This window comes from Paenibacillus sp. HB172176 (assembly GCF_011947265.1).
In the GTDB taxonomy this organism is placed as follows: domain Bacteria; phylum Bacillota; class Bacilli; order Paenibacillales; family Paenibacillaceae; genus Pristimantibacillus.
Genome location: NZ_JAATHD010000010.1, coordinates 36,841 through 60,190, shown reverse-complemented (window position 1 = coordinate 60,190; position 23,350 = coordinate 36,841). Strand labels below are relative to the sequence as shown.

Annotated in this window: 13 protein-coding genes and 1 riboswitch; of the genes, 6 read left to right on the top strand and 7 right to left on the bottom strand. The window is 55.6% G+C overall.

All coding sequences use genetic code 11. The features are described 5' to 3' along the window. The first annotated feature begins 35 nt into the window (after window positions 1-35). The 4 genes from HFP08_RS14720 to HFP08_RS14705 all read left to right on the top strand — a co-directional run bounded on the left by HFP08_RS14720 (window position 36) and on the right by HFP08_RS14705 (window position 5,653). Window positions 36-947 carry a helix-turn-helix domain-containing protein gene (locus HFP08_RS14720; protein WP_168121353.1) on the top strand — a complete coding sequence of 304 codons (912 nt, stop codon included), beginning with the start codon at window positions 36-38 and terminating at the stop codon, window positions 945-947. Window positions 948-1,120: 173 nt separating this feature from the next. Then, the gene (locus tag HFP08_RS14715) at window positions 1,121-1,330 is read left to right on the top strand and encodes a hypothetical protein (RefSeq protein WP_168121352.1); all 210 of its coding nucleotides are present in this window, start codon (window positions 1,121-1,123) and stop codon (window positions 1,328-1,330) included. A gap of 339 nt (window positions 1,331-1,669) precedes the next feature. Continuing rightward, a complete protein-coding gene (locus HFP08_RS14710) occupies window positions 1,670-4,945 on the top strand; it encodes an FAD-dependent oxidoreductase (protein ID WP_168121351.1) in 3,276 nt (1,091 codons plus the stop codon). 183 nt (window positions 4,946-5,128) lie between these two features. Then, the gene (locus HFP08_RS14705; protein ID WP_168121350.1) at window positions 5,129-5,653 is read left to right on the top strand and encodes a type 1 glutamine amidotransferase domain-containing protein; all 525 of its coding nucleotides are present in this window, start codon (window positions 5,129-5,131) and stop codon (window positions 5,651-5,653) included. Window positions 5,654-6,132: 479 nt separating this feature from the next. Here HFP08_RS14705 and hisC read toward each other — a convergent pair whose 3' ends face one another. The 5 genes from hisC to HFP08_RS14680 all read right to left on the bottom strand — a co-directional run bounded on the left by hisC (window position 6,133) and on the right by HFP08_RS14680 (window position 10,753). Beyond that, complete coding sequence (gene hisC / locus HFP08_RS14700) at window positions 6,133-7,194, bottom strand: histidinol-phosphate transaminase (RefSeq protein WP_168121349.1); 1,062 nt, start codon at window positions 7,192-7,194, stop codon at window positions 6,133-6,135. Between the two features lie 4 nt (window positions 7,195-7,198). Continuing rightward, on the bottom strand, window positions 7,199-7,663 hold the full coding sequence (locus tag HFP08_RS14695; RefSeq protein ID WP_168121348.1) for a VanZ family protein: 465 nt from the start codon (window positions 7,661-7,663) through the stop codon (window positions 7,199-7,201). After that, the gene (locus HFP08_RS14690; RefSeq protein WP_168121347.1) at window positions 7,660-8,190 is read right to left on the bottom strand and encodes a GNAT family N-acetyltransferase; all 531 of its coding nucleotides are present in this window, start codon (window positions 8,188-8,190) and stop codon (window positions 7,660-7,662) included. Before HFP08_RS14690 ends, HFP08_RS14695 begins: the two co-directional genes overlap by 4 nt. Before the next feature lie 24 nt (window positions 8,191-8,214). After that, the gene (gene mobA, locus HFP08_RS14685) at window positions 8,215-8,901 is read right to left on the bottom strand and encodes a molybdenum cofactor guanylyltransferase (RefSeq protein ID WP_168121346.1); all 687 of its coding nucleotides are present in this window, start codon (window positions 8,899-8,901) and stop codon (window positions 8,215-8,217) included. A gap of 181 nt (window positions 8,902-9,082) precedes the next feature. Further along, on the bottom strand, window positions 9,083-10,753 hold the full coding sequence (locus HFP08_RS14680) for a glutamine--tRNA ligase/YqeY domain fusion protein (RefSeq protein WP_168121345.1): 1,671 nt from the start codon (window positions 10,751-10,753) through the stop codon (window positions 9,083-9,085). 216 nt (window positions 10,754-10,969) lie between these two features. Then, window positions 10,970-11,125, top strand: a riboswitch (cyclic di-AMP (ydaO/yuaA leader). A gap of 4 nt (window positions 11,126-11,129) precedes the next feature. On the opposite strand from HFP08_RS14680, the gene HFP08_RS14675 reads away from it, so the two are divergent. Then, entirely contained in the window at window positions 11,130-11,609 is a 480-nt protein-coding gene (locus HFP08_RS14675; protein WP_240941405.1) for a C40 family peptidase, read from the top strand. 168 nt (window positions 11,610-11,777) lie between these two features. On the opposite strand, the gene HFP08_RS14670 is transcribed toward HFP08_RS14675, so the two are convergent. Further along, window positions 11,778-12,995 carry an MFS transporter gene (locus HFP08_RS14670; RefSeq protein WP_168121344.1) on the bottom strand — a complete coding sequence of 406 codons (1,218 nt, stop codon included), beginning with the start codon at window positions 12,993-12,995 and terminating at the stop codon, window positions 11,778-11,780. 133 nt (window positions 12,996-13,128) lie between these two features. Here HFP08_RS14670 and HFP08_RS14665 point away from each other — a divergent pair, with 133 nt between their 5' ends. Then, a complete protein-coding gene (locus HFP08_RS14665; RefSeq protein ID WP_240941404.1) occupies window positions 13,129-13,602 on the top strand; it encodes a GNAT family N-acetyltransferase in 474 nt (157 codons plus the stop codon). A 399-nt stretch (window positions 13,603-14,001) separates the two neighbouring features. On the opposite strand, the gene HFP08_RS29300 is transcribed toward HFP08_RS14665, so the two are convergent. After that, window positions 14,002-23,301: a glycosyl hydrolase 115 family protein gene (locus HFP08_RS29300; RefSeq protein ID WP_240941403.1), complete on the bottom strand. Its 9,300-nt coding sequence runs from the start codon at window positions 23,299-23,301 to the stop codon at window positions 14,002-14,004. Window positions 23,302-23,350: the final 49 nt, after the last annotated feature.

Genomic DNA, 23,350 nt, shown 5'->3' with positions numbered 1-23,350 from the left:
CGATTATGATGACAGCAATGAACAAGGAGGTCTGTATGCCGTTGGCTATTCTCAGCAGGATCAAATTTATTGAAGAACTCTTTATCCGAATGGCATGGGTTATCGAGAATGTCGTGGAGGCCGAGACGGAATTCCCGCGTGCCAGTTACCCGAATACGATTATATGGCTCGTGCTGGACGGTGAAAGAACGATAGAGGTGAACGGTTTCCTACATGAGGTGCGAGCAGGAGATATTGTCGTCATCCCGCCTCAAACACCTCGCATCGTGTTATTGGGCAAGCCGTCCTCCGCCCCGTTCCACTACTATTCAATCGGCTGCGATATCAAGATAGGCTCCCTGAACTTCGTGGAATTATACAAACTGCCTTTGCAATCGACGATTAATGATACATCCGCCCTTCACGAGCTGGCGGAGCTGACCGCGAAGCTTCTGTCGCAAGCCCTGGCAGTAATCAAAACGCTTAACGCCTTGAATCAACCCCAACTGATTATCGGCAAGGTCGACACCGATGAAACGATCGCGCTGCTAGCCGTAAACGCCTCGTTCCAAGCCTGGTTTATTCGCATCCTGGACATTCTGCGACGCCATTTGCCTGACTATCCTAAGGAAATCGATTCCCGCATCAGCCGGCTGTGCGACTATATGCAAGCAAACCTGGACAAACGGCTGTCGCTGTCGAACCTGGCCCAATACCTGTATATCAGCGAAAGCCATCTCCGTCTCCTCTTCCGGACAACAATGGGAATGCCGCCCTCTGAGTATTTGCGGCAATTGCGTCTGCAGCGAGCAAAGGATCTTCTCGTGAATACATCCTATTCATTGAAGGAAATCGCAGAGCTTACAGGCTTCCAGACGTTGAACCACTTCAGCCGAATGTTCCGGAGATATGAGTCCATCCCGGCCATTCAATATCGGAAACGTTATTATGGAGCCGCTCAAGGGTAGTCCGCGGCTTCATTCCCCCGTATTCAACCGCCAATTTCGGATATTCGTCCCCGACACTTCAATATTTTATGGAATATCGATGATTTTCGTTGTCATGAAACAGGATGGGACACGAATACATATGAAGGGAGTCTCCACTATTGCGCTTCTTGGGATCAGAGGAGGTGATAAGTATGGGTTTGTTCGGTAGTTCTTGGGTAACCGTGCGAACGGAGAGCGGCGCCAGAGCGGATGATATCGACCGCTTGTATGCCAATTTCAAGGCCGAGGGATTGAAGGCCAAGGTGACGATGGAAGGCAATTCGATCAAAAGAATTCATGTGAAGAAGAACGATATCGATCGCGCTAAGGAGTTGATGGAAGCCTTCGACGAGAATAGCTAATCTCCCGCTCACACATACATCAGCATGTTCGGCGAACAAAGCCGATGATGGCGTTCGTTGTCAGATAACCGGCTTATGCCCGCTAATGGCAAGCCTTGGCATTGTTGAAGCAGCCTCTTTCAGGGGCTGTTTCTTTGCATGAGGTTATTCTCATCTATGCAACTTTAATAGAGCTTTCGGCGTTACATTAGTATGCGCAATCTTTTATTTACAATTCATTATCATTTCTAGTCTATGATTTACAGTCTATTTCCTTGCGCGCGCAATTGCGAGAGTGATACTATGGACAAGATACGCGCGCTTTCGCGCTCCCAATCCAGCAGTGAGAAAGGTAGACGAATGAAATCGAACATGCCTGTAAAAAAAGAACATATTCCCGAGCTGCAGATCGTTCGGGCGCTTGCCATTCTTGCCGTTATCTCTGTTCACGCGACGGCCTCGGCTACCATCGACATGAAGGATTCAGCCTATTATTTCTTCTATAACTTTATTAACATCTTCATGCGCATCGGCACGCCTACTTTCATTATGCTCAGCAGCTTTGTCCTGTTCTACAGCTATTATAACCGTCCGCTGGACCGCAAGCTGGTGACCGGCTTCTATAAGAAGCGGCTCTTATATATTATTATTCCCTATGTGCTATTCTCTATTATTTATTTTGTTAGAGTGCGGCTTGCCGTTCATTTGCCTGTCTTCTCTATGGACTCGCTTCATGATTTCCTGGACGATCTCTGGCAAGGCAAGGCTTATTCGCATCTCTACTTCATCTTCATAAGCATTCAATTCTATCTCATGTTCCCGATTTTGCTGGCCATTACGAAGCGTTGGAAGAAGACGGCCTACTGGCTCATTCCCCTTGGATTTGCCGTACAATGGGCATTCGTGCTTTGGAATCTGTATGATTGGCAGCTCTCGAACAAAGGCAGCTGGTCGCTCTCTTACTTCTCCTACTTCATGACGGGCGCGGCGATGGGGATCTTCTATCCTAAGCTTCGCGCCTATGTCGCGTCGAGGGAAGACGGGGGCAAGCCGCTTGGCGTGCGCTTGCTGGTCTGGGCGCCGATCTACGCGATCTGGCTTGGCGTTGCCATCACCCATGTCGTGATTTGGTACAACGCAAGACTGTACAATACGATCTACCCTGCTGTCTGGTATGAGGAACTGTGGGCGTTCCATACGTTCTTCGCAGCATTAGCGCTGATTGGCGCGGCTTACTTTATCCATCGGCATCTGCCGAGATTCGTATCGGCGACATTCTATCGGCTTGGACAGCTGTCCTTCGGCGTTTATTTGATTCACTTGCTATTCTTGTCCATTTACGAAAAATATATGCCTAATTTCGGCTCGGCCATGCTGGAGCATTTCCGCTATCTCGGGGGCTGGCTCGTCATGCTGCTGGCTTCCTGCCTGACCGTAGCCGTAATTGCAAGATGGGTTCCCTGCTCCTGGATGCTGTTCGGCAATGTGCCGAAGAAGGGTTTGCTGGTAGGGGGCAACGCTCCATCGAAGGAACGTCAACGAAAATCAATGCGGAACCTTATTGCGCTAGCTCTTATCGCAGTCTTGCTTCTAACGACCGGGGCAGCGAGCTTCTGGATGCAGAAGAATGATACGACCAACAAAAATAAGCGGCAGGAGTTAATGCCCGTCGTGTCCGTTGCCGAGGTTCAGCCGAGCTATGATGTCATTGTCGTCGGCACCGATCCCGAGGGCATCGCCGCGGCGATCTCCGCAGCTCGCAATGGAGAGCAGGTTCTGCTGGTGGACGGCAGAGGAAGACAGATTCTTGGCGGGCTTGCCACTGTCGGAGGCCTTAACACATGGGATCTGAATTATTCGCCGGTGCAATCTGCCTTGTCCGGCAAGCATAATTTCCTGAACAAGGGCATCTTTCAGGAATTTTACGATCTGCTCGAAGGAACCTCGTTCGATGTGAATACAGCGGCCAACGCGCTCTACGAAATGGTGAAAGCCGAGCCGAACATCGATCTATTGATGAATGTGCGGCAAATGGAGCCGATCGTTGCGACAGCCGAGGACGAGGACTCTGCCAGCGATTCGACTGGCGGCACAGACGGGGATGTTGCTCCGAACAGCGTTTCGACCGGAGGCACAGACAGCGTGACAGGCAACACAACCGGCGCTGCGGGAGATGACGCTGGCAGCAACACCGTCGACGAAGCAGGCGCTGCCTCTGGAGACGAGGCCGATACCGATCAATCCGGCGACGTGAAGGTCGTCGGCATGCGAATCACCATGGCGGACGGCACTGTCGCGGAGCCTGCGGCCGCAGCGGTCATTGACGCGACGCAGGACGCCGATATCGCCGCCGCCGCTGGCGCGCCGTATACGATGGGACGCGAGGATATCGGCGATCCGGACGCGCAGATGGCGGTTACGCTGGTTTTCGCCATGAAGGGCGTGACACAGGAGATTTGGGATTCGTTCGCGCAGCATCAAGGCACTGGCATCGACTCGATGAGCGCCTGGGGCTTCCCGGAGGCGAAAAATTATGTCTCCAGCGATCCCGAACGCATCAGGATGCGGGGTCTCAATATCGGGCGCCAGAATGACGGCACGATTCTTATTAACGCGATGCATATCCTCGGCGTAGATCCGCTTGATCCGGCAAGCCGAGCAGAGGCGATCAAGCTTGGTCAAGAGGAAGCGCCGCGCATAGCGGCTTATCTGAAAGACACGCTAAAAGAATTCAAAGATCTTGATTTTGCCTATACCGTTGATGAGCTGTATGTACGGGAAACGCGTCATATTGAAGGCGAGTACCGCTTGACGATGGTTGATCTATTGCATAATCGCGACTATTGGGATGCCGTTGCCTACGGCTCCTACGATGTTGATATTCAAGCTAGCGAGGCAGACACTGGCTACGTGCTCTATTCACCTGCTCAATATGGCGTTCCGTTCCGCACGCTCGTTCCGCTTAAGGTGGATGGATTGCTGGTCGTTGGACGCGCTGCCAGCTTCGATTCCTTACCGCATGGCAGCGCGCGAGTGATTCCGGTCGGCATGGCGACCGGACAAGCAGCCGGCGCGGCCGTGAAGCTCGCAGTCGAGCAGGGCGTCACCGTACGCGAGCTTTCCCGGTCGAAGGAGCTGATCGCGGAGCTTCGCTCAAGATTGGTTGATCAGGGCATGGACTTGACGATGAACGCCATCGACACGCCTGATTATTTAAGCAACAAAGCTTCCAAGGGATTGGATATGGCGGTCAGCATGCTGCTCACCAGCGGCGGAGAGACTAACAGTCAGTTCGAACTTGACGGCGTATCCAATAGGCAGCGAATTGTCTACAGCATGAATCGCGTAACGAAAGCACACCCTGATTTCTTCAAAGGCGATCCATCGGTCGCGATTGCCGGCATCGAGGATGCGGACAAGCAGCCAGTCTCGGTTGACCAGGCGGTTAAAACGATCGCCAATGCGATTGATAACGAGGAAGCGCCGCAGCTGACGGTAGAGGAAATGCTGTCGCGAGGCTGGATTGCTCAGTCCACCTTGGATCAGATAACGAATCCTGACTCGCTCACGAACGGTGAATTCTATATGCTGTTGCGAGATGTGATGGAATTTTATGCGAATGTTGTGTATGAGTAGGCGCTTGCCGAAGATAAAGCAGTAGCAGTATGAATGAGCGGGCCCCTTATCTCGAATTCCATAATGGGATGATTCGCGGATCAGGCTTTCGGGTAATAGAGAGAAAGACATTCAACTTGCAGTGCCCATAGCGGCGTATCAAGGATTGAATGCTCAATCTCTCTTACGAAGGAAGTGTTATATATGGCCGATAAAGTAGCGTTCTTGCTAGCAAGCGATTTCGAGGATTCGGAGATGCAGCAACCGTATGATGCTGTAACCAGAAACGGTAATGAAGCCATTATTATAAGCTTGGAGAGGGGCGTTGAGCTGAAGGGCAAAAAGCGCAGCATCGCCTACACCTCTCATCTGTCGATTGAGGAAGCAAGGGCTGGCGACTTTGACGCCCTCATCATTCCCGGAGGCATGTCTCCAGCGCATCTGATGGAGAACGAGCTCGTCTTGAATTTCGTGCGCGAGATGAACAGGCAAGGCAAGCCAATCGCCGCAATATGCCACGGCCCTCTGCTGCTTGAGAAGGCCGGCATCGTTTCCGGACGAAGCCTGACCGCCTATCCCGAGCTGCAGGATGAGCTTAGCGAAGCAGGCGCGCACTATATCGATCAGCCGGTCGTGCTTGACGAGAACTGGATTACGTCCCGCACACCTCACGATGAGCCCTACTTCATAGAGGAAACGCTGAAGAGGCTAAGCGTGAATGCATATTAAGCAGGTGCCGCATAATCACCAAGTCGCGTCGCCGAGCTGAGCGGCTGTCGCTTCCGCAAGCGCAGAAGTGGATTTGCTCCCTCATAATAAGCTACCAATACGATAAATCAACCATTAAACTGGAAAAACTCCTGCTTATTGAGAACGATTTGGCGGAAATCGCCTCGTTTCGGAAAATAAGCAGGAGTTTTTCCATGTTATCATCTACATTTCTCTTAATAAGGGAGATATGCTGGAGGAATTCCAGTACAAATGACTGCTTAGACGCGACATGCAGCGTTGCTAAGAAATCGCATAGGACGATGCCGGGAGTAGTCGCGCTCTTCTCTGCCACATTCTGTCCCCAGCTTCGCCTGTCCTCATTCACCTAACAATCTTCTTCTACTTCGCCTGTCCTCATTCTCCTTATCAATCCTCTTCTACCCTTTTCTACTTCGCCTTTCCTCATCTATCCTACTGCTCTCAGCTAGTTCGCCGCCTCACTGCCTGAGCATTTCCCGCAGCGCCTTCAGGAACGCATCCATCTCTTCATCCGTACCGATGCTGACGCGCAGATACTGATCGATTCTCGGGGAATCGAAGTAGCGCACCAGCACGCCTTCCTCCCGCAGCTTCAGGAACAGCTCCTTCGCGGCGCGCTCGGGATGGGAGATGAAGACGAAATTCGCCTTCGAGTCGGTCACGATGAAGCCCAGCTCGCGCAGCTCCGACATGACGCGATCTCTCGTCTCGATAATACGGTCCGTCGTTTCGCGGAAATAAGCGGCGTCCTGCAGAGCGGCGACCGCCCCTTGGAGCGCCAGCCTGTCGAGCGTATAGGAATTAAATGAATTCTTGATCCGGTTCAGCCCGTCGATCAGCTCGGGAGAACCGATGGCGAAGCCGACGCGAAGACCGGCAAGCGAACGCGACTTGGATAAAGTCTGAATGACCAGCAACTGCGGATATTCGTCCACGAGCGAGACAGCCGATTCGCCTCCGAAGTCGATATACGCCTCATCGATAATGACCGCCTGATGCGGATTGGCGTCAAGCAGCCGCCGGATCGCATCGAGCGGCAGCAGCTTGGCCGTCGGCGCGTTCGGATTCGGCATGATGATGCCGCCATGCTCGCCCGAGAATTGCTCCAGCGGAATTTCGAAGCTCTCATCGAGCTCGATCAGCTTCGGCTGCAGGTCGTACAGCTTCGCGTACACCTTATAGAAGCTGTACGTAATATCCGGGAATAGCACAGGCTTCGCCGGGTTGAAGAACGCCGCGAACGCGAAGGCCAGAATCTCGTCCGAGCCGTTGCCGACGAAGATTTGCCTCGGCGATACACCGTAATGCTCGGCTGCTGCGCATACCAGATCGTCGCAGGTCGGATCCGGATAGAGTCGCAGATCACTGTTAGCCGCGGCAGCAATCGCCTCCAGCGCCTTCGGCGAAGGCGGATAAGGATTTTCATTCGTATTCAGCTTAATATAGGATTTATCTTTGGGCTGCTCCCCCGGCACATAAGGCGTGAGCGAAGCAGCAAGCGGACTCCAGAACTGACTCAATAGCCTATCTCCTCTTCTTCATCAGCAGCCGTCTCGTTAACAGCAATCCGAACCAGGCGCCGATCGTATTTAATAGAATATCATCAATATCGAAGCTGCCGACCTTGAACAGCATTTGCAGCATTTCGACGAAAAAAATAATAACGATACACACCGCAACAAGCGACAAGCTGCGGGCGAATCTTGTATTGAGCAGCGGCAGGAAGATCCCGATCGGGATGAATAAGACCAGATTGCCGAACAAATTTTTGACCCATGCCTCCATGGTGAAGTGATCCCGATATTTCACATATCGCTTAATCGTATCGAACGGCGTCCAATTGAAGACGAGGCCGTCATGTATGGAACGGTCGCGAAAATACAGCAGATTGATCATGATGAGCGCATACAGCACGGCAAGCCCCAATAGCAACAGATTCACGCCATAATGCTTACTGTACGCTCTGTCGAATAGCTTAACGGCAATCACCTCGCTTCATTCATTTCTCCTGCCGCAGAAATTCGCTTGCCGGAAATAACGAGATCTCTCTCGATACCGTCCAAGACCGCCACGCGGGGCAGAAAGCCCCATTGCTCGAAGCCGTATTTCGCAAGAAGCGAAAGGCTTGGCTCATTATGGCCGAATACGAAGCCGAGCAAGGTCGTAATTGCAAGCCTGGGACTCTCCGCGATTGCCTGTTCGATTAGTGCCGATCCCAGGCCCTGCCCCCGATAAGCCTCGGCGATATAGATGCTGATCTCTGCCGTCCCGTCATAAGCCGGCCTCCCGTAGAAGGATTGAAAGCTAAGCCACGCGGCGATCTCGTCGCTCTCCCGTCTCCGCGCCACCCAGATCGGCCTCTTGTCCGGGGAATGCGCCTCGAACCAGCCTCGCTTGCTCTCTATCGTGGCAGGTTCCAGATCGGCGGTAACCATGCGGCCCGCAATCGTGGAATTATAGATCGCCACAATGCCGCCCAAATCGGCAGGCTCCGCATCCATGATGTCAAAATCCATTATTCTCTTCAGCTTGGAAGCACCTCATTCTATCCTACGTTCCCTATACCGGTTATAGTCGTCCTGCGTGTTGAGATTCACAAGCTCCGATTCTTCTTCCGCGGAAAGAGCGTGCAGCTCCATCGTTCGAATCCGCTCCAGGAAGGACATGAACCGCAATTGATCCGCTTGGAGCGCTTCGCGGGCATGACGAGCGGCGCTTGTCCGATACAGCCCATGGAAGGGCTGGCCCTCGACATGAATCGCATCTTCCCCGTCGCCGCATGCGTCGATTAGCCGCGCAAGCAGCGATCGACTGACCTTCGGCATATCGCATGCCATGACGAACACATAACCGTCTCCCTGCAAGGCGGTCAATCCGGCATGCAGGCCGGCGAGCGGGCCCTTCCCGGCATACTGATCCGTAACGAAGCTTACCCGTTCCGCATATTCGCCCAGCAGCTTACGATAGACATCCGCCCGTTCGCTCGTTCCCGCAGCGACAACGAGCGATTGCGTCAGAGGCAGCATCTGCCTCACGAGCCCCGTCAGCAAAGCTTCCCCGCCGATCATCAGCTGAGCTTTGTCCTCTCCCATGCGCCGACTTAAGCCGCCCGCAATGATCAAGCCGCGCAGCGGCTCGCCGTCCGCGATCAGATAGGGATGCTCCTCTTCTCGCCCCGTCGGTCTGCCCGGCACTTCGAGCTCTTGATTCCTGTCCTCTCGCGACATTCCGTCACCGCCTTCTGCCGCTATTCATCACCGGCTCGCTTTGCTTCCCCAATCGCCGTCTAGCATCGCCACAGATCATTTTCGGGAACGAAGCCCTTGACGCAACTGACGCAACGTTCAACAACAGCCTGCCAAGCTGCATGCTTGACAGGCTGTTGCATTGCCCGGGCTCTAACCTGCCCTAAGCCTTGGCCGGATTGAAGGAGCTCTTCAGCGAGACGATGCGATTGAACACCAGCTTATCCTCGTTGCTGTCCTTCCCGTCTACGCTAAAATAACCGTGCCGGAACATTTGGAATTTCTCTCCGGGCAAGACGCCCTTCATATTCGGCTCTACGAAGCCTTCCAGCGTCTGCAGCGAGTTTGGATTCAGGCGCTCCATGAAATCCTTGTCCGCCAGCTCTTCGTCGTTCAGCATGAGCGGCTCGAGCAGTCGGAATTCCGCTGGAATCGCCTGCGAGGCTTCCACCCAATGAATCGTGCCCTTCACCTTGCGCTCCGTGAAGCCCGTGCCGCTCTTCGTCTTCGGATCGTAGGTGCAACGCAGCTCCACGACCTCTCCCCTCTCGTCCTTGATCACTTCTTGGCACGTAATGAAATACGCATGCTTCAGTCGCACCTCGTTGCCGGGGAACAAACGGAAATACTTGCTTGGAGGATTCTCCATGAAATCATCCTGCTCGATATAGATTTCGCGGGAGAACGGAATTTGACGGATGCCCATCGCTTCATTCTCCGCGTTATTCTCCGCATCCAGCAGCTCCGACTCGCCTTCCGGATAATTCGTGATGACAACCTTCAGCGGCCGCAGAATCGCCATCGTGCGCATCGCCTTCAGCTTCAGATCTTCTCTGATAAAATGCTCCAAATACCGCTCGTCCACTACGCTGTTGCTCTTCGCGACCCCGATCTCGCGGCAGAACGCGCGCAGCGCTTCCGCCGTATAGCCTCTGCGACGCATGCCGCTGATGGTCGGCATCCTCGGATCATCCCAGCCGTCAACGACGTTCTCGTCCACCAGCCGTTTCAAATACCGCTTGCTCATAATCGTGTTCGTCACGTTCAGACGGGCGAATTCGTATTGATGCGGCGTCGCTTCCATCTCGCATTCGCTAATCGCCCAATCGTACAGCGGGCGATGATCCTCGAATTCCAGCGTGCAGATTGAATGCGTGATGCCCTCGATCGCATCGCTGATCGGATGCGCGTAATCGTACATCGGATAGATGCACCATGCGTCTCCCGTACGGTGATGATTCGAATGCGAGATTCGGTAGAGCACCGGGTCGCGCAGCGAAATATTCGGCGAAGCCATATCGATCTTCGCCCGAAGCACGCGCTCTCCGTCCTTGAACTCGCCTGCGCGCATCCGCTCGAACAGATCCAGGTTCTCCTCCACGCTGCGACCTCGATACGGACTCTCCTTGCCCGGCTCGGTCAGCGTCCCCCGCATCTCGCGAGTCTGCTCCGCATTCAAATCGCAGACATAAGCCTTGCCCTTCTTAATAAGAAGCACCGCGCGATTGTACATTTCCTCGAAATAATCGGAGGCGAAGCGAAGCTCCTCCCAATCAAAGCCAAGCCAGCGCACATCCTCTTGAATCGCGTCTACGTATTCTGTATCCTCTTTGACCGGATTCGTATCGTCGAACCGGAGATTCGTCTTGCCGCCAAACTCGTCGGCCAGCTCGAAGTTCAGACAAATCGACTTCGCGTGGCCGATATGCAGATAGCCGTTCGGCTCGGGAGGGAAGCGAGTTACAACCTCCTGCACGCGGCCGCTCTTCAGATCGTCTACAACAATGCTTTTGATAAAGTTAGATGATGTCTTGTTCTCCACTGCGCTTTCCATTGCGACCAACCTTTCCCAAGGGAAATATTTATCCTTATATCATACACAATATCCGGCCAAATTACACGCCCCGACTGTCCCATACAGTGCTAAAAACAAGGGTTATAACCACAAGAAACGCTTTTGAAACGCAAATTTTGCATTTCTTATATGAGAATCTTCTCACTTTCAACACAAAACTACAAAATCTCATTATTATAAGCTTTAGAGATTCATAGGAATGATTTGCCTAATTCCCTATCGGGAAACGGGGGAACCACTTTGGGTGAATTGGTCTTGACGCATGCATGAACAAGCGGCGCCTGAGAGACCATAGGGAAAACCTTCAACCGAACCCCACAGCTAACCTCGTCGGCACCGGAAGGAGAACTACAACTTGAAGAAGAAGTTCAGCGTTTTGGTATTGGGACTTACCCTGCTCATCGCTTTTCAGGCGGGAAGCGTATTCGCAAGCTCCGAGATGGTAGGCATTATCAGCAAGGTAGAAGGCACGAAGTATCGTTATGGCGGCACAACCACGAAGGGCTTCGATTGCTCCGGCTTTACCGGTTATGTTTTCGCCAAGATGAACATCGATCTTCCTCGCGTTTCAAGAGATCAAGCAACGATCGGCACAAAGGTCGCGAAGGCGGATCTTCAGCCTGGGGACTTGGTGTTCTTCGACACAAGCGGCAAGAACAACGGCGGCATTACTCATGTCGGCATTTATGTCGGCGACGGAGAATTCGCCCATGCATCGACAAGTCGCGGCGTAACGTTTGAGAAGCTGGACTCTTCCTATTATAAGAATCGTTTTGTTACAGCCCGCCGTGTTATGGACGAGAAGGAATTCGCATTGTACACGCAAGAAGCTTAATGCCCAGATCAATTGCAAGAAACGCCTTGCGGCTCCCTTACTTGGTAAGGACGCCGCAAGGCGTTTCTTCATCTCGAGGCGGCCGTATCCGATTACTCGGACAAGACTTCGCCCCATCCCTCACTCCTCTTATCGCTTGTTGAAGCCTGCGCAGTTAGGTCAGTTAGGTCAGTTAGGTCTGCGAGAGCCCGGCCATGCATGCCTCTTCCCCAGCCATAGCATCATAAGCAGAACGCACAGCATAAAGGCAACTAACACCGTGATGAATTCAATCGTAGCTTGCACATCGTACCGATCCATCATCCATCCTGTCAATCTCGGGAATATAGCGCCGCCAATTCCGCCGGAAGCAACCAGCAGACTGGTCGTCCGCTCCGTCTGACCGGGAAGCAGACTGTTGGCGTAGACGAGAGCGATACCGAATATGCCGGAGAAGAACAAGCCGCTCAGCGCGACGAACAGAAGCGTCAGCGCGCCATTATCGAAGAACGCCATCAGCATGAAGGTAGCGACGGAGCCTAGCGTTGTAAGAAGCAAATATCTCCCGTAACGAATGCGCTCCGCGATAATGCCCGCGAACAACCTGCCTGCGACAACCATCAGCCAGAACAGACTTAATGCCGCTGTCGACGACACATCGGACATGCCTGTGCGAATGAGCAGAATCGACGGCAAATAATTGGAGAAGCTCATCTCGAGACCGACATAGATCATGAAGAACATGGCGGCTGTCATGAGGAAGGACAACGCCCGGGAGTCGTAGCCCAAGCTGAGCGGAGTCCCCGGCTTTCCGTCGTTCTTCTCTTCCCCCTTCTTCTCTCTGACCGGCATGCCAAGCTCGCCATCCAGCTTGCCGAAGGACAGCGTCAGCCAGAAGACGAAGGATATCCCCGCCATCGCCGCCACAATCGGGAAGGAGAATTGCCATATCTCTTCTTGAATAAGATAAGCTGCCGTTATTGGAATCAGCAGCGCCCCGACGCCGAAGAAGGTTTCCAATCGGCTCATGGCCGCAGCCTTCCCCTTGATCAAATCGATAATCATCGCGCCGACCACCGCCTCCGTCATGCCGAAGCCGAAGCCCGCAACCGGCGCGAAGGCCAGCATCCAGCCCCAATCCGGCAGGAGGCTGTAGCCCGCTTCGCTTACGGTCAACAAGCCGAGCGCGATGAGCACGGTCGTTCTTTTGCCCAACCTTGATGTCAATACCGGAGTAAGAAGGACCCCGATCAGAAATCCCGAGAATTGATTCATAATCCATTGGCCGCCGTCCTTATAGGAGACGCCGTAATAAGCGATAAGCTCCTCCAGCACGGAGCCGCCAATCACATGTGCAATTCCGATAACCAAATAGGATAGACTGCCTATCCACAGCAGCTTCTTCATTCCGCCAATCCATCCCCTTATCCCTATGGTCAAACAGCAAGCTCAGCAGGATGGGCTGCCGCCATGAATCTGATATAATAAACCTATGACAAATGCGAACACTATACCCTATTATAAACCATCAGAGCCCGAAATGACCATTCTACCTCTCCAGGAAGGGCATGCCGAGCAGCTCTGCGGCTGGCGCTACGAACCGCCTTACAGCATCTATAACTGGCCTTCCTGGGACAAAATGAAGAAGGACGGGATCGAGTTCGGCGATCCCGCCCTGCGTGCGCAGCAATATTCGGGCGTCGTGGACGTCCATGGCCGCTTGATTGGCTATGCACAGTTCTTCCCGATGTCGGGAGTCACCAGACTTGGCTTGGGCTTGCATCCCGAGTTGTGCGGACAAGGACTCGGCTCGCGGCTCGCCCGTCTGGCCGCGCTGGAGGCTCTGCGCCGAGAACCGCTGGATGAGATCGACCTGGAGGTGTGGACGTGGAATCAGCGGGCAATTCGTTCCTATGAAAAGGCGGGCTTTCGCATCACCGACCAATACGAGCGAATAGCGGGCGATGAAGCTATGGACTGCTACTGCATGGTATTCGATTCGCGCGAGCGCTGAGCGTCTTTTTCCTTGCAAGCACACAGCCTGCCAGCGCTACCTCTCGCTCCAACGGTCCCATTAGCGCTGGTTTCCTGCACTGCAGCTCCTCCTCGGACTCTCTCCGCTCCTGCAACGCTGGTTTCCTGCACTGCAGTTCCTCCTCGGACTCTCTCCGCTCCTGCAACGCTGCTCACCTACACTGCAGAGTGGAAAACAGTTCGGGATGGGGCTGTAACGCTGGTCACCGACGCTGCAATTTGGATTACTGCCTGGGATCGTGTTGTATCGTTCGTAATCAGCTCCAGACGGTAGAACCCTACCCGAAATTTTATTCGCTATTATTATCAAAAAACCAAGAAGCCAAGGCGGAATAGATCGCTTGACTCCTTGGTTTTAACTTTATACTTCTCTATCCGTTCAGTAGCTCAGTTGCTCGCTCCGCCAAGCGATAAAGCGAGCGAGCATAGCGGACACCTCGGCCCGGGAGGCCGTGCCGGCCGGCGCCAGAAGGTTCCCCGGCTTGCCGTTCAAGATTCCAGCGTTCACCGCCCAGCTCATCGCGTCCCTCGCCCAAGCGGATATGTCACCGTTGTCCGCAAAGCTCTTGCCGCTTCCGATCCCAGCGGGCTCGCCGGCGTACCGGTACAGGAGCGCGATCAGCTGCTCCCGGGTAATGGCCGCCTCTGGCGCACTGCCGTCGCTGATCCCGCCGGCCACGGCCCATTCCTGCGCCTTGCCGTACCAGGACGCGCCTCCCTCGGTAGGGACGCCGTCCAGACGGGCCAGCACGGTGAAGAGCATGGCGCGGCTCATGGAGGCATCGGGGGAGAATACCCCCGGCTCCGTCCCGAGGAACAGCTCGCGGCTGGAGGCGAAGGCAATCGCCTCGGCCGCCCAATGGTCGCCGGGCACATCCCCGAAGCTGACCTCATTGTCAATCAGCTCAACCGTCATGTCGCTCTTGGCCAGGAAGCTAAGGCCGCCTTCACTGAACAAGGAATCCCCCAGGATACGCCTCGAGCCGTCTTCTCCAACCACAACCGCCACCGTGGAAGCGGAGGCGTGCCCGGCCGGAACCGTAATCCGCGCTTGTGTTACGCCTGCGGGCAAATGAACGTCGGCCGTTACTTCTCCCAGGGCTGTCGTAACGGTCTCTATCTGAACGCCCTCGGAATCCCTGACGACGGAGCGGCTGCTTCCGTCGGGCTTTGTTACGACCTCGCGCTTGCTTCCATCCTGCCCCGTGAAGCTTTCCGCAACAGAGCCATCTCGTTCTTTGACGACGATCAGACGGTCGCCGTTAGGCCAATCGGTCGTCTCGGTCACCGTTCCGGTTGCGGAATCGGATTCGACGGTCGTCGTGCTGCCATCCTTGTTCTCTGTTGTGTCGACGGTCTTGGTTGGAGCGGAGGAACCGCCCGAGCTGCCCGACCCCGATCCCGATCCAGAGCCTGAGCCTGAGCCTGAACCGCTGTCTTCTTCTCCGCCATCATTGTTATAGACGGACACCGTCACATCGCAAGTTGCCGTGAAACCGCCGTCCGCAGTCGTCACCGTAACGACCGCTGTGCCGGAGGCATGAACTCGAACCAGGCCGTTCTCGTCTACCGTTGCTACGGCCTGATTGGAGCTGCTCCATGTCACGGTTCTATCGGCCGCACCGGCAGGCTCCACAGCGGCGGCAAGCTGGACGGTCGAGCTTCCGTGATTCGTATAGAGCTGCACGCTGGTCTTGTCCAGGCTGACGCCGACAACCTGAATCGGCTGATGATAGGCCGCTAGCGTTAATTCCACATGAGAACTTGGCTGGTAGCTGTCCGTCGCCCGATAGCGCACCCAGTATGTCCCCGGCGACAGATTCGATATTTCCTCCCCTTCTACGACCGTCCACGTATCGCCTTGATCGGATGACCATTCCATATGGGAATTTACGCCGGTGATGCGGCCGTCATCAGCGCCGGCAGCCGTCTCGTCGATCGTCCCAAGCCCCTCGGGCGCAGACTTCGGTCCTCCGGTTACGCTGACCTTCATATTATCGAAATCCACTTGCCCGTTCGCGAAGTTGTCGATGCCGAACAGATGACCCGACAGCTCCGTGCCGCCCGTCGTCCGGAAGGCGAAGCTGTCCGCGATTAGCTCGTCATCCATGTAGACGCTGTAGGTCTGCGCCTCCATGTCGGCAACAATCTTGAAGTGATGCCAGGTATCATAGCTGAACGGCTTCACGTTTTTCTTGACGGAGGAATCCGCCACTTTCACCCACGGATCATCGCCGACATTTTCGAAGGCCACGGTCATCGCATAAGCCCCTGCTTCATTCTTCGGCAGGAACGCATTCGCATATTGCAGCCCCCCATGAAAGCGCGCGGAATATTCAACAACGACTCTCCGGTCGCCGGTTGCAGACACCAGACCCGTGTAGGGCAGGAACAGGTTCGCATAGCCCTTGCCGGAGCCGGTCGTAAGCCGCAGGAACGTATTGCCGGATTCCTCCGCAATCTGCGCCGCGCCGCCGCTTTGAAGCTTGACGGCATCGATTCCGAAAGGAAGCTCGCCCTCCCTGTCATGCTCGAAGTCCCGATAGGCGTTGTACATCACGCCGTCCTTCGTCAGGACAAGAGAGCTCTCAAAAGCCGCTTCGGCCGTCGCAATAGCATTCAACGCATCATCCGCTTGCCCCTTCGTTGCCGTCCCGCTCGCCGCGAGCGCATCCGCCGCGTCCAGCGCGTTCATCAAGGCGTCATAGGCGCTCTGACGATAATCGCCAAGATCGTCGCCCAGCGGATAAGAGATGCCGGACATCGCAGCGCGCTTTGCGTTCACCGCTGCCTGAAGCCGCTGACCCGCCGCGCTCTCCGTCCGAAGGGACGGGCTCCAGAGGGCGTCGGTCGGGGTTTCGCCGCTCTTCGTCAAATAGATGCGGTCGATCGACAGACCGTCCTCGCGCATCCACAGGCTGAAGGCATGCTCGCCTGTTGCAGCGACATTCACGCTTCCTACCTTCTTCCAATGCCACTTCTCATCCAGACTATTGCTGAAGTAAACATCTCCGGGGAAGCTGCCGAGACTGCCGTCCAGGCCGCCTCGAATGGAATCGGAGGCGTTGTCCACATACTTCCAGCGAACCCAGACTTGATACGTCCCCGTATTGCCGAACTGGATGTTATAGGTCAATTCCGGACTATAGACGGGATACTGCTCATCCTCCGACCACTGTCCGCCCAGATCGGGAAGGCGCATGGCCATGCCGGTATCGGATTGCGTGAGACGCCAGCCGTTCGGAAGCTTGCCCGGCATCTCGGAAGCCTTCTCCCGCTTGGAGACCGTATACGCCTTCATGTCCGCCGTAACCTGGCTTTCGGATTCCAGCACATGCTCCATGGCATATTCGACCTCAAGACTTACCTTGCCGTCCGTCTCAACGAAAGCCCCCGCTCCCCAGCCCGCCGGAATATCCTTCGGCTCGGCTGCCGTCAAGGCTCCGGGCAGCGATTCGGCACCGGGGCTGAACGACGTATTGTAAACATCATTATAGCTCTCGTCGGGGCCAAGCTCGGCAGACACGACACCCTCCGGACCGGTGTACAGCACCAGCTTGTCGATCATGATGAAGTTATCCACCATCCACAGCTTGATCGTATGCTTGCCGGCCGTCAGAGCGGGCAGCTGCACGACATGCTTCTCGATCATATGAAACAGATTGCTCACCCAGATCGTGCCTTGCCCTTCATCGGACGCAGCGGATTCCACGACGATCGGGTCTCCGTCGTCCACCGATACGGCGAACCTGACCTTTCCCTTCGCGTTCAACGTGGGAATCCGATAGATCTCAAGCGGGAACTGTCCCGAAGAGGTCAGATTCATATCGTACTCCAGGCTCGGAGAGGCTGCGGCAACCTCGTTCTCCTCCACGGCTCCCAGATCGGGAGCATACGCGCGCATGACATCCTGGCCGAACCCGCGGCCCGCATCATGAATCACTTGCCAGGTCTTGTCGCCCTTCTCATTTAATCGGCTGTAATGCTCGGCCTCCATCGACACATAGCCGTCAGCCTCGGCATAGCCGGTAATGGCCGACAAAGCTATCGCCGGATTTTCGATCGCAATATCGACGGTCTTCACGACATTGGCCGCCGCCGTATCGCGAACAGCAATCACTGCCGTTTCACCCTTGTGCGCCTCCATATCATCAATAGTGACCCAGATGCGAGTCTCATCGTAGATTGTTCCCCCCGAGACGGAGAGCTGCACCCATGGCTGATCGCTGTCAGCCGTCCAATCGACGCTGCCCGCTCCCTGATTGAAGACGTCGATGAATTTGGCATCTTGATTGTACGGAGAGAATTTCAGCTCGGAGTCCTCCCCAGGCGAAGTCTCGCCTTCGACAATCACGCCGAGGAACGGATCGCCCAGCACCAGCGCCGGCGTGCCGGGTGGAAGCTGGTTAATGACGGGCGGCGACGCGACCTCAGGATCGATGAACCCGCTCCATTTGCCGTCAGCAATTGTGCTGTAATAGGCGATTTCCGCTTTTTTCGCGAGATCGGCTTCCTGCGACAGCTTGAGCATCGAATCGGCGGAAGCCATCCTCCCCTGATCGAAGGCCAGATTGCTTCGATCCGCATAATAATACGCCTTATTGACATAGTACGCCCAGTTGATTTTGGATTGCACCAGCTCATAGAAGGAAGTCTTCTGCGTATCGGGCAGCGCGTCATAGATCGCCGCCGCGCGGTCGAACAAATCCTGATACGCAGCCATCCGTTTGGCGCTCTCATCCCCATAATGGGTCTGGTTGAACAATCCGTCCTTCATATGCTCCGGCTTTCGGACGATCGATTGCTGGTAGAAGGTCGTAAGCATATCGGCTGCCTCATCGCTATATGAGCTTCCGAAATGCTCGCCGATCCAGTCTTTCAGAAATTGATCCCCCTGGTTCTTGTACTTCTCCACATCCCATCCATAACGGATAAAGAAGGTCGTCTCCGCTTCCTGCGGCTTGATATCGCCCACATTCAAGATCCAGGATTTGCGAATGCCGTGCTCCCAGGACTTGCCGAGCTCCTCTCCCATCACACTGAGGGGAAGGGAACTGAGCCACAGATAGCTCTGGTCGACAGGAGCCCAGTAGGAAACATGATAGTACAGCCCGTGTCCGCCTTCGCGAGCGCGTTCCTCCGCACCCGGCATCCCCCGCATCATCCCGTGATTGTCATCGGGCCAGATCACCGTCACATTGTCCGGCAGATCGAAGGTCGGGTTGTTATAGATCGGCAGCACTTCCTTGTACGGGATAAACGCCTGGAAGGATTTCGCGTATTTGTTCTCGCCCAGAACCTCCTTCAGCAGCTGCTGCTGATCTCGAATAATCTCATTCATGAGCCCGGCCTTCCGGTCCTCCAGATTGTCTCCGAGACGCTGATATTCATCGGACATCAGATTGGCCGTGGTGAACGGCTCGTCATGCTGCCCCCGCATCCCGAGCGTCCACTGGGCGTCGGTGTCTTGGTGACGCTCAATATTTTCCCGCCAATATTGGAGCAGCGCGTCTTTGCTAACCGTATAGTCATATTGAATATCCGCTGCGTTAAGGTCATGCTGCTCGGCATAATCCTGCTTCCACGCATTCCATTCGTGAACATTCGTCCGCAGGAGCATGTCCGCGTGGCTGGAGCCCAGCACGATGCCGTATTGCTGCACGAGATCGATATTGCCCGGCACATTGTTAATCGAATTCACATGCATGGCGGCCCACAGGTAGTTGCCCTTCAGCCGCAGAATCAGCTCGAAGATCTTGGCATATGTCTTCGGCCCCATCGTGTCGGGATCCCCGAACACCTCGGTCGCCCAGCGGCTCAGCTTCTCCTCGTCATTGATGAAGATTCCGCGATACTGCACATCGGGCTTGTCAGTGACGGACGTCCCTTCGGCGACATAGACCGCATTCTTCTTCTGAATGGCCGTATCGGCAAAAAAATACCACGGGCTGACGCCCATCTGCTCAGAGAGCTCGTATACGCCATAGACGGCTCCGCGCGGATCCGATCCCGCGACAACGAGCGTATTCTCGTCCACCGCCTTGATCAGATAGGCCTCCCACTGGTCCTTAATCGCACTTACTTCATTCCCGGTGATCTTCCCTTCGTCCACCAGCTTCCGAATTTGAGCGCTCCCATCCAGTGTGCCCACGATCACGACGGGACCCGAGGGCAGGGCGGCCGCGCTGCTCAAGGCAGCGTCCAGATTCGTGACGCGCTCCACGTCCGCCTTCAAATCCGTCACCACGCGTGCCACCGGAGCTTCCTCCCCGGCATCCACCCAGATCGTCGCCGCCGATCCGTTGGCCGCAAGAGGGAAATCGCCTGCTCCACCCTCCTCCGAGATCATCCCCCTCTCTTGCACAGTCAGAACCGCATGGGGGCTGGCCGGTTCATTATCCGTCTGCTTATATCGAACCCAATACGTTCCCGTCGACAGATTCGGAATTGTCTCTCCCTCTACAGCAGACCAGGTCTCGCCTTGATCGGCGGACCATTCCATGAGCGCATTCACGCCGGTAATACGGCCGTCTCCGGCGCCGGACTCCGATTCGTTCACAACCCCAAGCCCCTCGGGAGCGGCCTGCGAGTCTCCTGTCACCATAACCTTGAAATCGTCATAGTCGATCGAAGCGTTCGCGTAGCCGTCAATGCCGAAACGCTGGCCGGTCAGCTTGTCCCCGCCTGTATGACGGAAGGCGTAGTCGACAGCCACCGGAACCGGATCATCGTTCAGATAGACGGTGTACGTCTTGGCGTCCCAGTTCGCTTCCATCCGGAATTTGTACCAGGTATTGTACTCGAAATCCGTCACCTTGACCTTGTTCGACGCTCCGTTCTGGACAACAATCTTGTCCCGGTCGAACGCGGTGACCATCGAATAATTGCCGTTGCCGCTATCGTTGCGCACCATGGCGCCATTGGCGTACTGGAAGCTGCTGTTCAATCGGGCGCGATATTCGATGACGATGCGTTGATCTCCAGCGGCCGTCACCTCGCCCAAATAAGGAAGAAACAGATTCGCTTTGCCGGAGGCGGAACCCGTAGTCAGCCGAAGGAATTTATTCCCTTCTTCCTCCTGCACCTTAGCCTCGGCGCCGTTCGTCAAATCCTCGACGGTAATGCCGAAAGGATATTTGCCCGTCTCGTCGCCTGAGAAATCCCGGTACGCATTATACGTCACGCCATCCTGCGTCAGCTTGAGCGAGCCTAACAAGTCCGCTTCGGCGTCGGCAAGCGCCTCCCGCTCCTGGTTGAACTGCTCCTCTGTCAGCCCGGCATCCGCAGACAAAGCCTCAGCATGGTCGAGCTGATCCAGCAGGACTTGGTATGCGCCCGGACTATAATTGCCAAGGCCGTCGCCCAGCGGATAGGAAAAGCTCTCTATTCTGCCGCGAGCTTCCTTCACAATCGCGTCCAGGCCCCATCCCGGAACAACCTCCACGGCAATCCCCGCGGGAAGCTCCTCGCCATTCCAGATCAAGGAGGCGGGCACTTGAACCGTACCGAGTGTATTGAAGTCCATCCCTTCCAGCTTCCAGTCAATCCCCGCAGTACCGCTCTCCCCGTTGTAGACAACATCCACTACGCTCGGCAGTCTCGGTGTCACGCCGGAGGGAGTCTTCACCAGAGTCGCGACTTGCGGCGACTGAGAGGGATTCCCCGCAGGAACGACCGTCAGGTGGAACTGCGCTTCCCGTCCGCCGTACACGGCCGTAATCACCGTCTCGCCCGGCGCGGTGTCGTATAGCTCGCCGACGGCCGTCACCTTGGCCACGTCGGTATTGCTGCTGGTGTATGCGGCCTCTTCCGTGACATCCCGTTCCTCATAGGTATTGTACCGCGCCGTGAGACGCAGCTGTCCGGTCAGTTCAGCAGTCAGGATATGCTCCATTCCGCCAAGCGCAATGGATTGCGCGGACTTCGGCTCAGCGGCTACAGTCACCGCAGTTGCAGTCGTGCGTCCGTTATAGGTCGCGGTAATCGTAACACTGCCACCCTTGAGCCCCGTGACGACGTTCCCAGCTATCGCTGCAACCTCCGGATCGGAGGATTGGAAGGAAACTCCGTCGTCCACCGGGGAAGCATCATCACCTGTAAGCGCATACACATACAGGCTGCGACTTTCCCCCAAGCCCAGCGTAAGCCCCGGAGCCTCGAACGCGAGCTCCGAATCCCCCTCAAGCCTGACGACATCCATGCTGTCTATTTCGGCAACGTTGACGCCCGTATCGAAGCGAATGCTGTTGTCGCCTTGCCTCAGATACACCTTCGCCGTAGTCACTCCCCAGCGATCCCATCCGGAGTAGACGATGCCCAATTTGAAGCCGGGGCCGCCGTTCACCGACAGCATATGCGAAGCGTCCGTTCCGCTGGGCGAGCCGTTGGCGTTGCGCACAGAAAGCGCATACAAGCCCGCTTCCGGCACATTGACCGTGAATTCGGCAGCGTCGCCCTCATCCTTCATATTAGCGAGCTTCATACCGCCCGAAGCGGCGCTGTCCCGCCAGACAGCCGGTCCGATTTCTCCCCCCGAAGCTGCCGTCAGCGAAGCCGCTTCCGCTTCATAGCGCTGGCGCGGCGGTTCGCCCGAAGGCAAGGCAATCGGCGTATTCGGATCGACGGGCTCTCCCAGATTCGGCGTTCCGTCCGCATTCCAGGTGAATTTCTGCGCCCGGACATTGCGGGTCCATCCCGATCCCGGCCAGCGGGCGGAATGATAGATGATCCAATCCTCGCTGCCGTCTGGCGAGGTGGTGAGACTGTGATGGCCCGGACCGAACACGCCGTTCGCGCTGGAGAAGATCGGCTCCTCCTTCTTGGTCCAGGAATCGGGATCCATCAAATCATCGCCGATATGAGCCGTAATCAGACCCAGGCAGTAGCTGTCCGTCCAGCTTCCGTTCGCCGAATAGACCAGGTTGATCGAATTGCCGCGTATCGTCACCTCGGGACCTTCATTGATTCGGCCCGGAGATGTTTCCCAGTCATGGTCAGGCGTCGAGATCAGCACCCGTTCCGAGCTGATCGTCCATGGATTGCTCATCTCCGCGAGGTACAGATTTTGGAAGCTTCCGTCCGTTTCCTCCCAGCCCGACCAGATGAAATAATGCTTATCCTCTACCGTCATGACCGTGCCGTCGATCGCCCAGCGGTCGGTGGAATCGGTTATTTTCCCCTTGAACTCCCAGGTTGGGGTCATCGGATCGGAACTCGCGTTCTCCAGCACGTACATGCGATGGTTGGCGTTCGTTCCGTTGTCGGCCGCGAAGTAGATATACCATTTGTAGCTGCCGTCGGTATCCTGCAGATAATGCATCTCCGGCGCCCACACGTTGGAGCTGTACATCGTGCCAGGAACAGGCTTCCAGGCCAGACTCCTCTCGCCCGTGTCAATGCCGGTAATCGTCGTCGCTCTGCGAATCATAATACCGCTGCCATTGACGAAGACGTTGTAATAATAGCCGTCCGTGTGCTTGTACACCCAAGGATCGGCTCCCACCTGCATAATGACATTGTAGAAATCGGACACCTGCGTCCCCCCTGTCGACAGCGCCGACATTGATACTGCCGCGCCTTGCTCCGCCTCTGCCGCCGCGACCGCCCCAATCCCTTGCGGCAGCATGAGCAGCAATGCCATTAGACCGATCAGCAGATGCCTGAATCTATTTTTGTTCATGAACAATCCTCCCAGCAATGAAATAGAAATGATTTAATTTGGTCCTCTC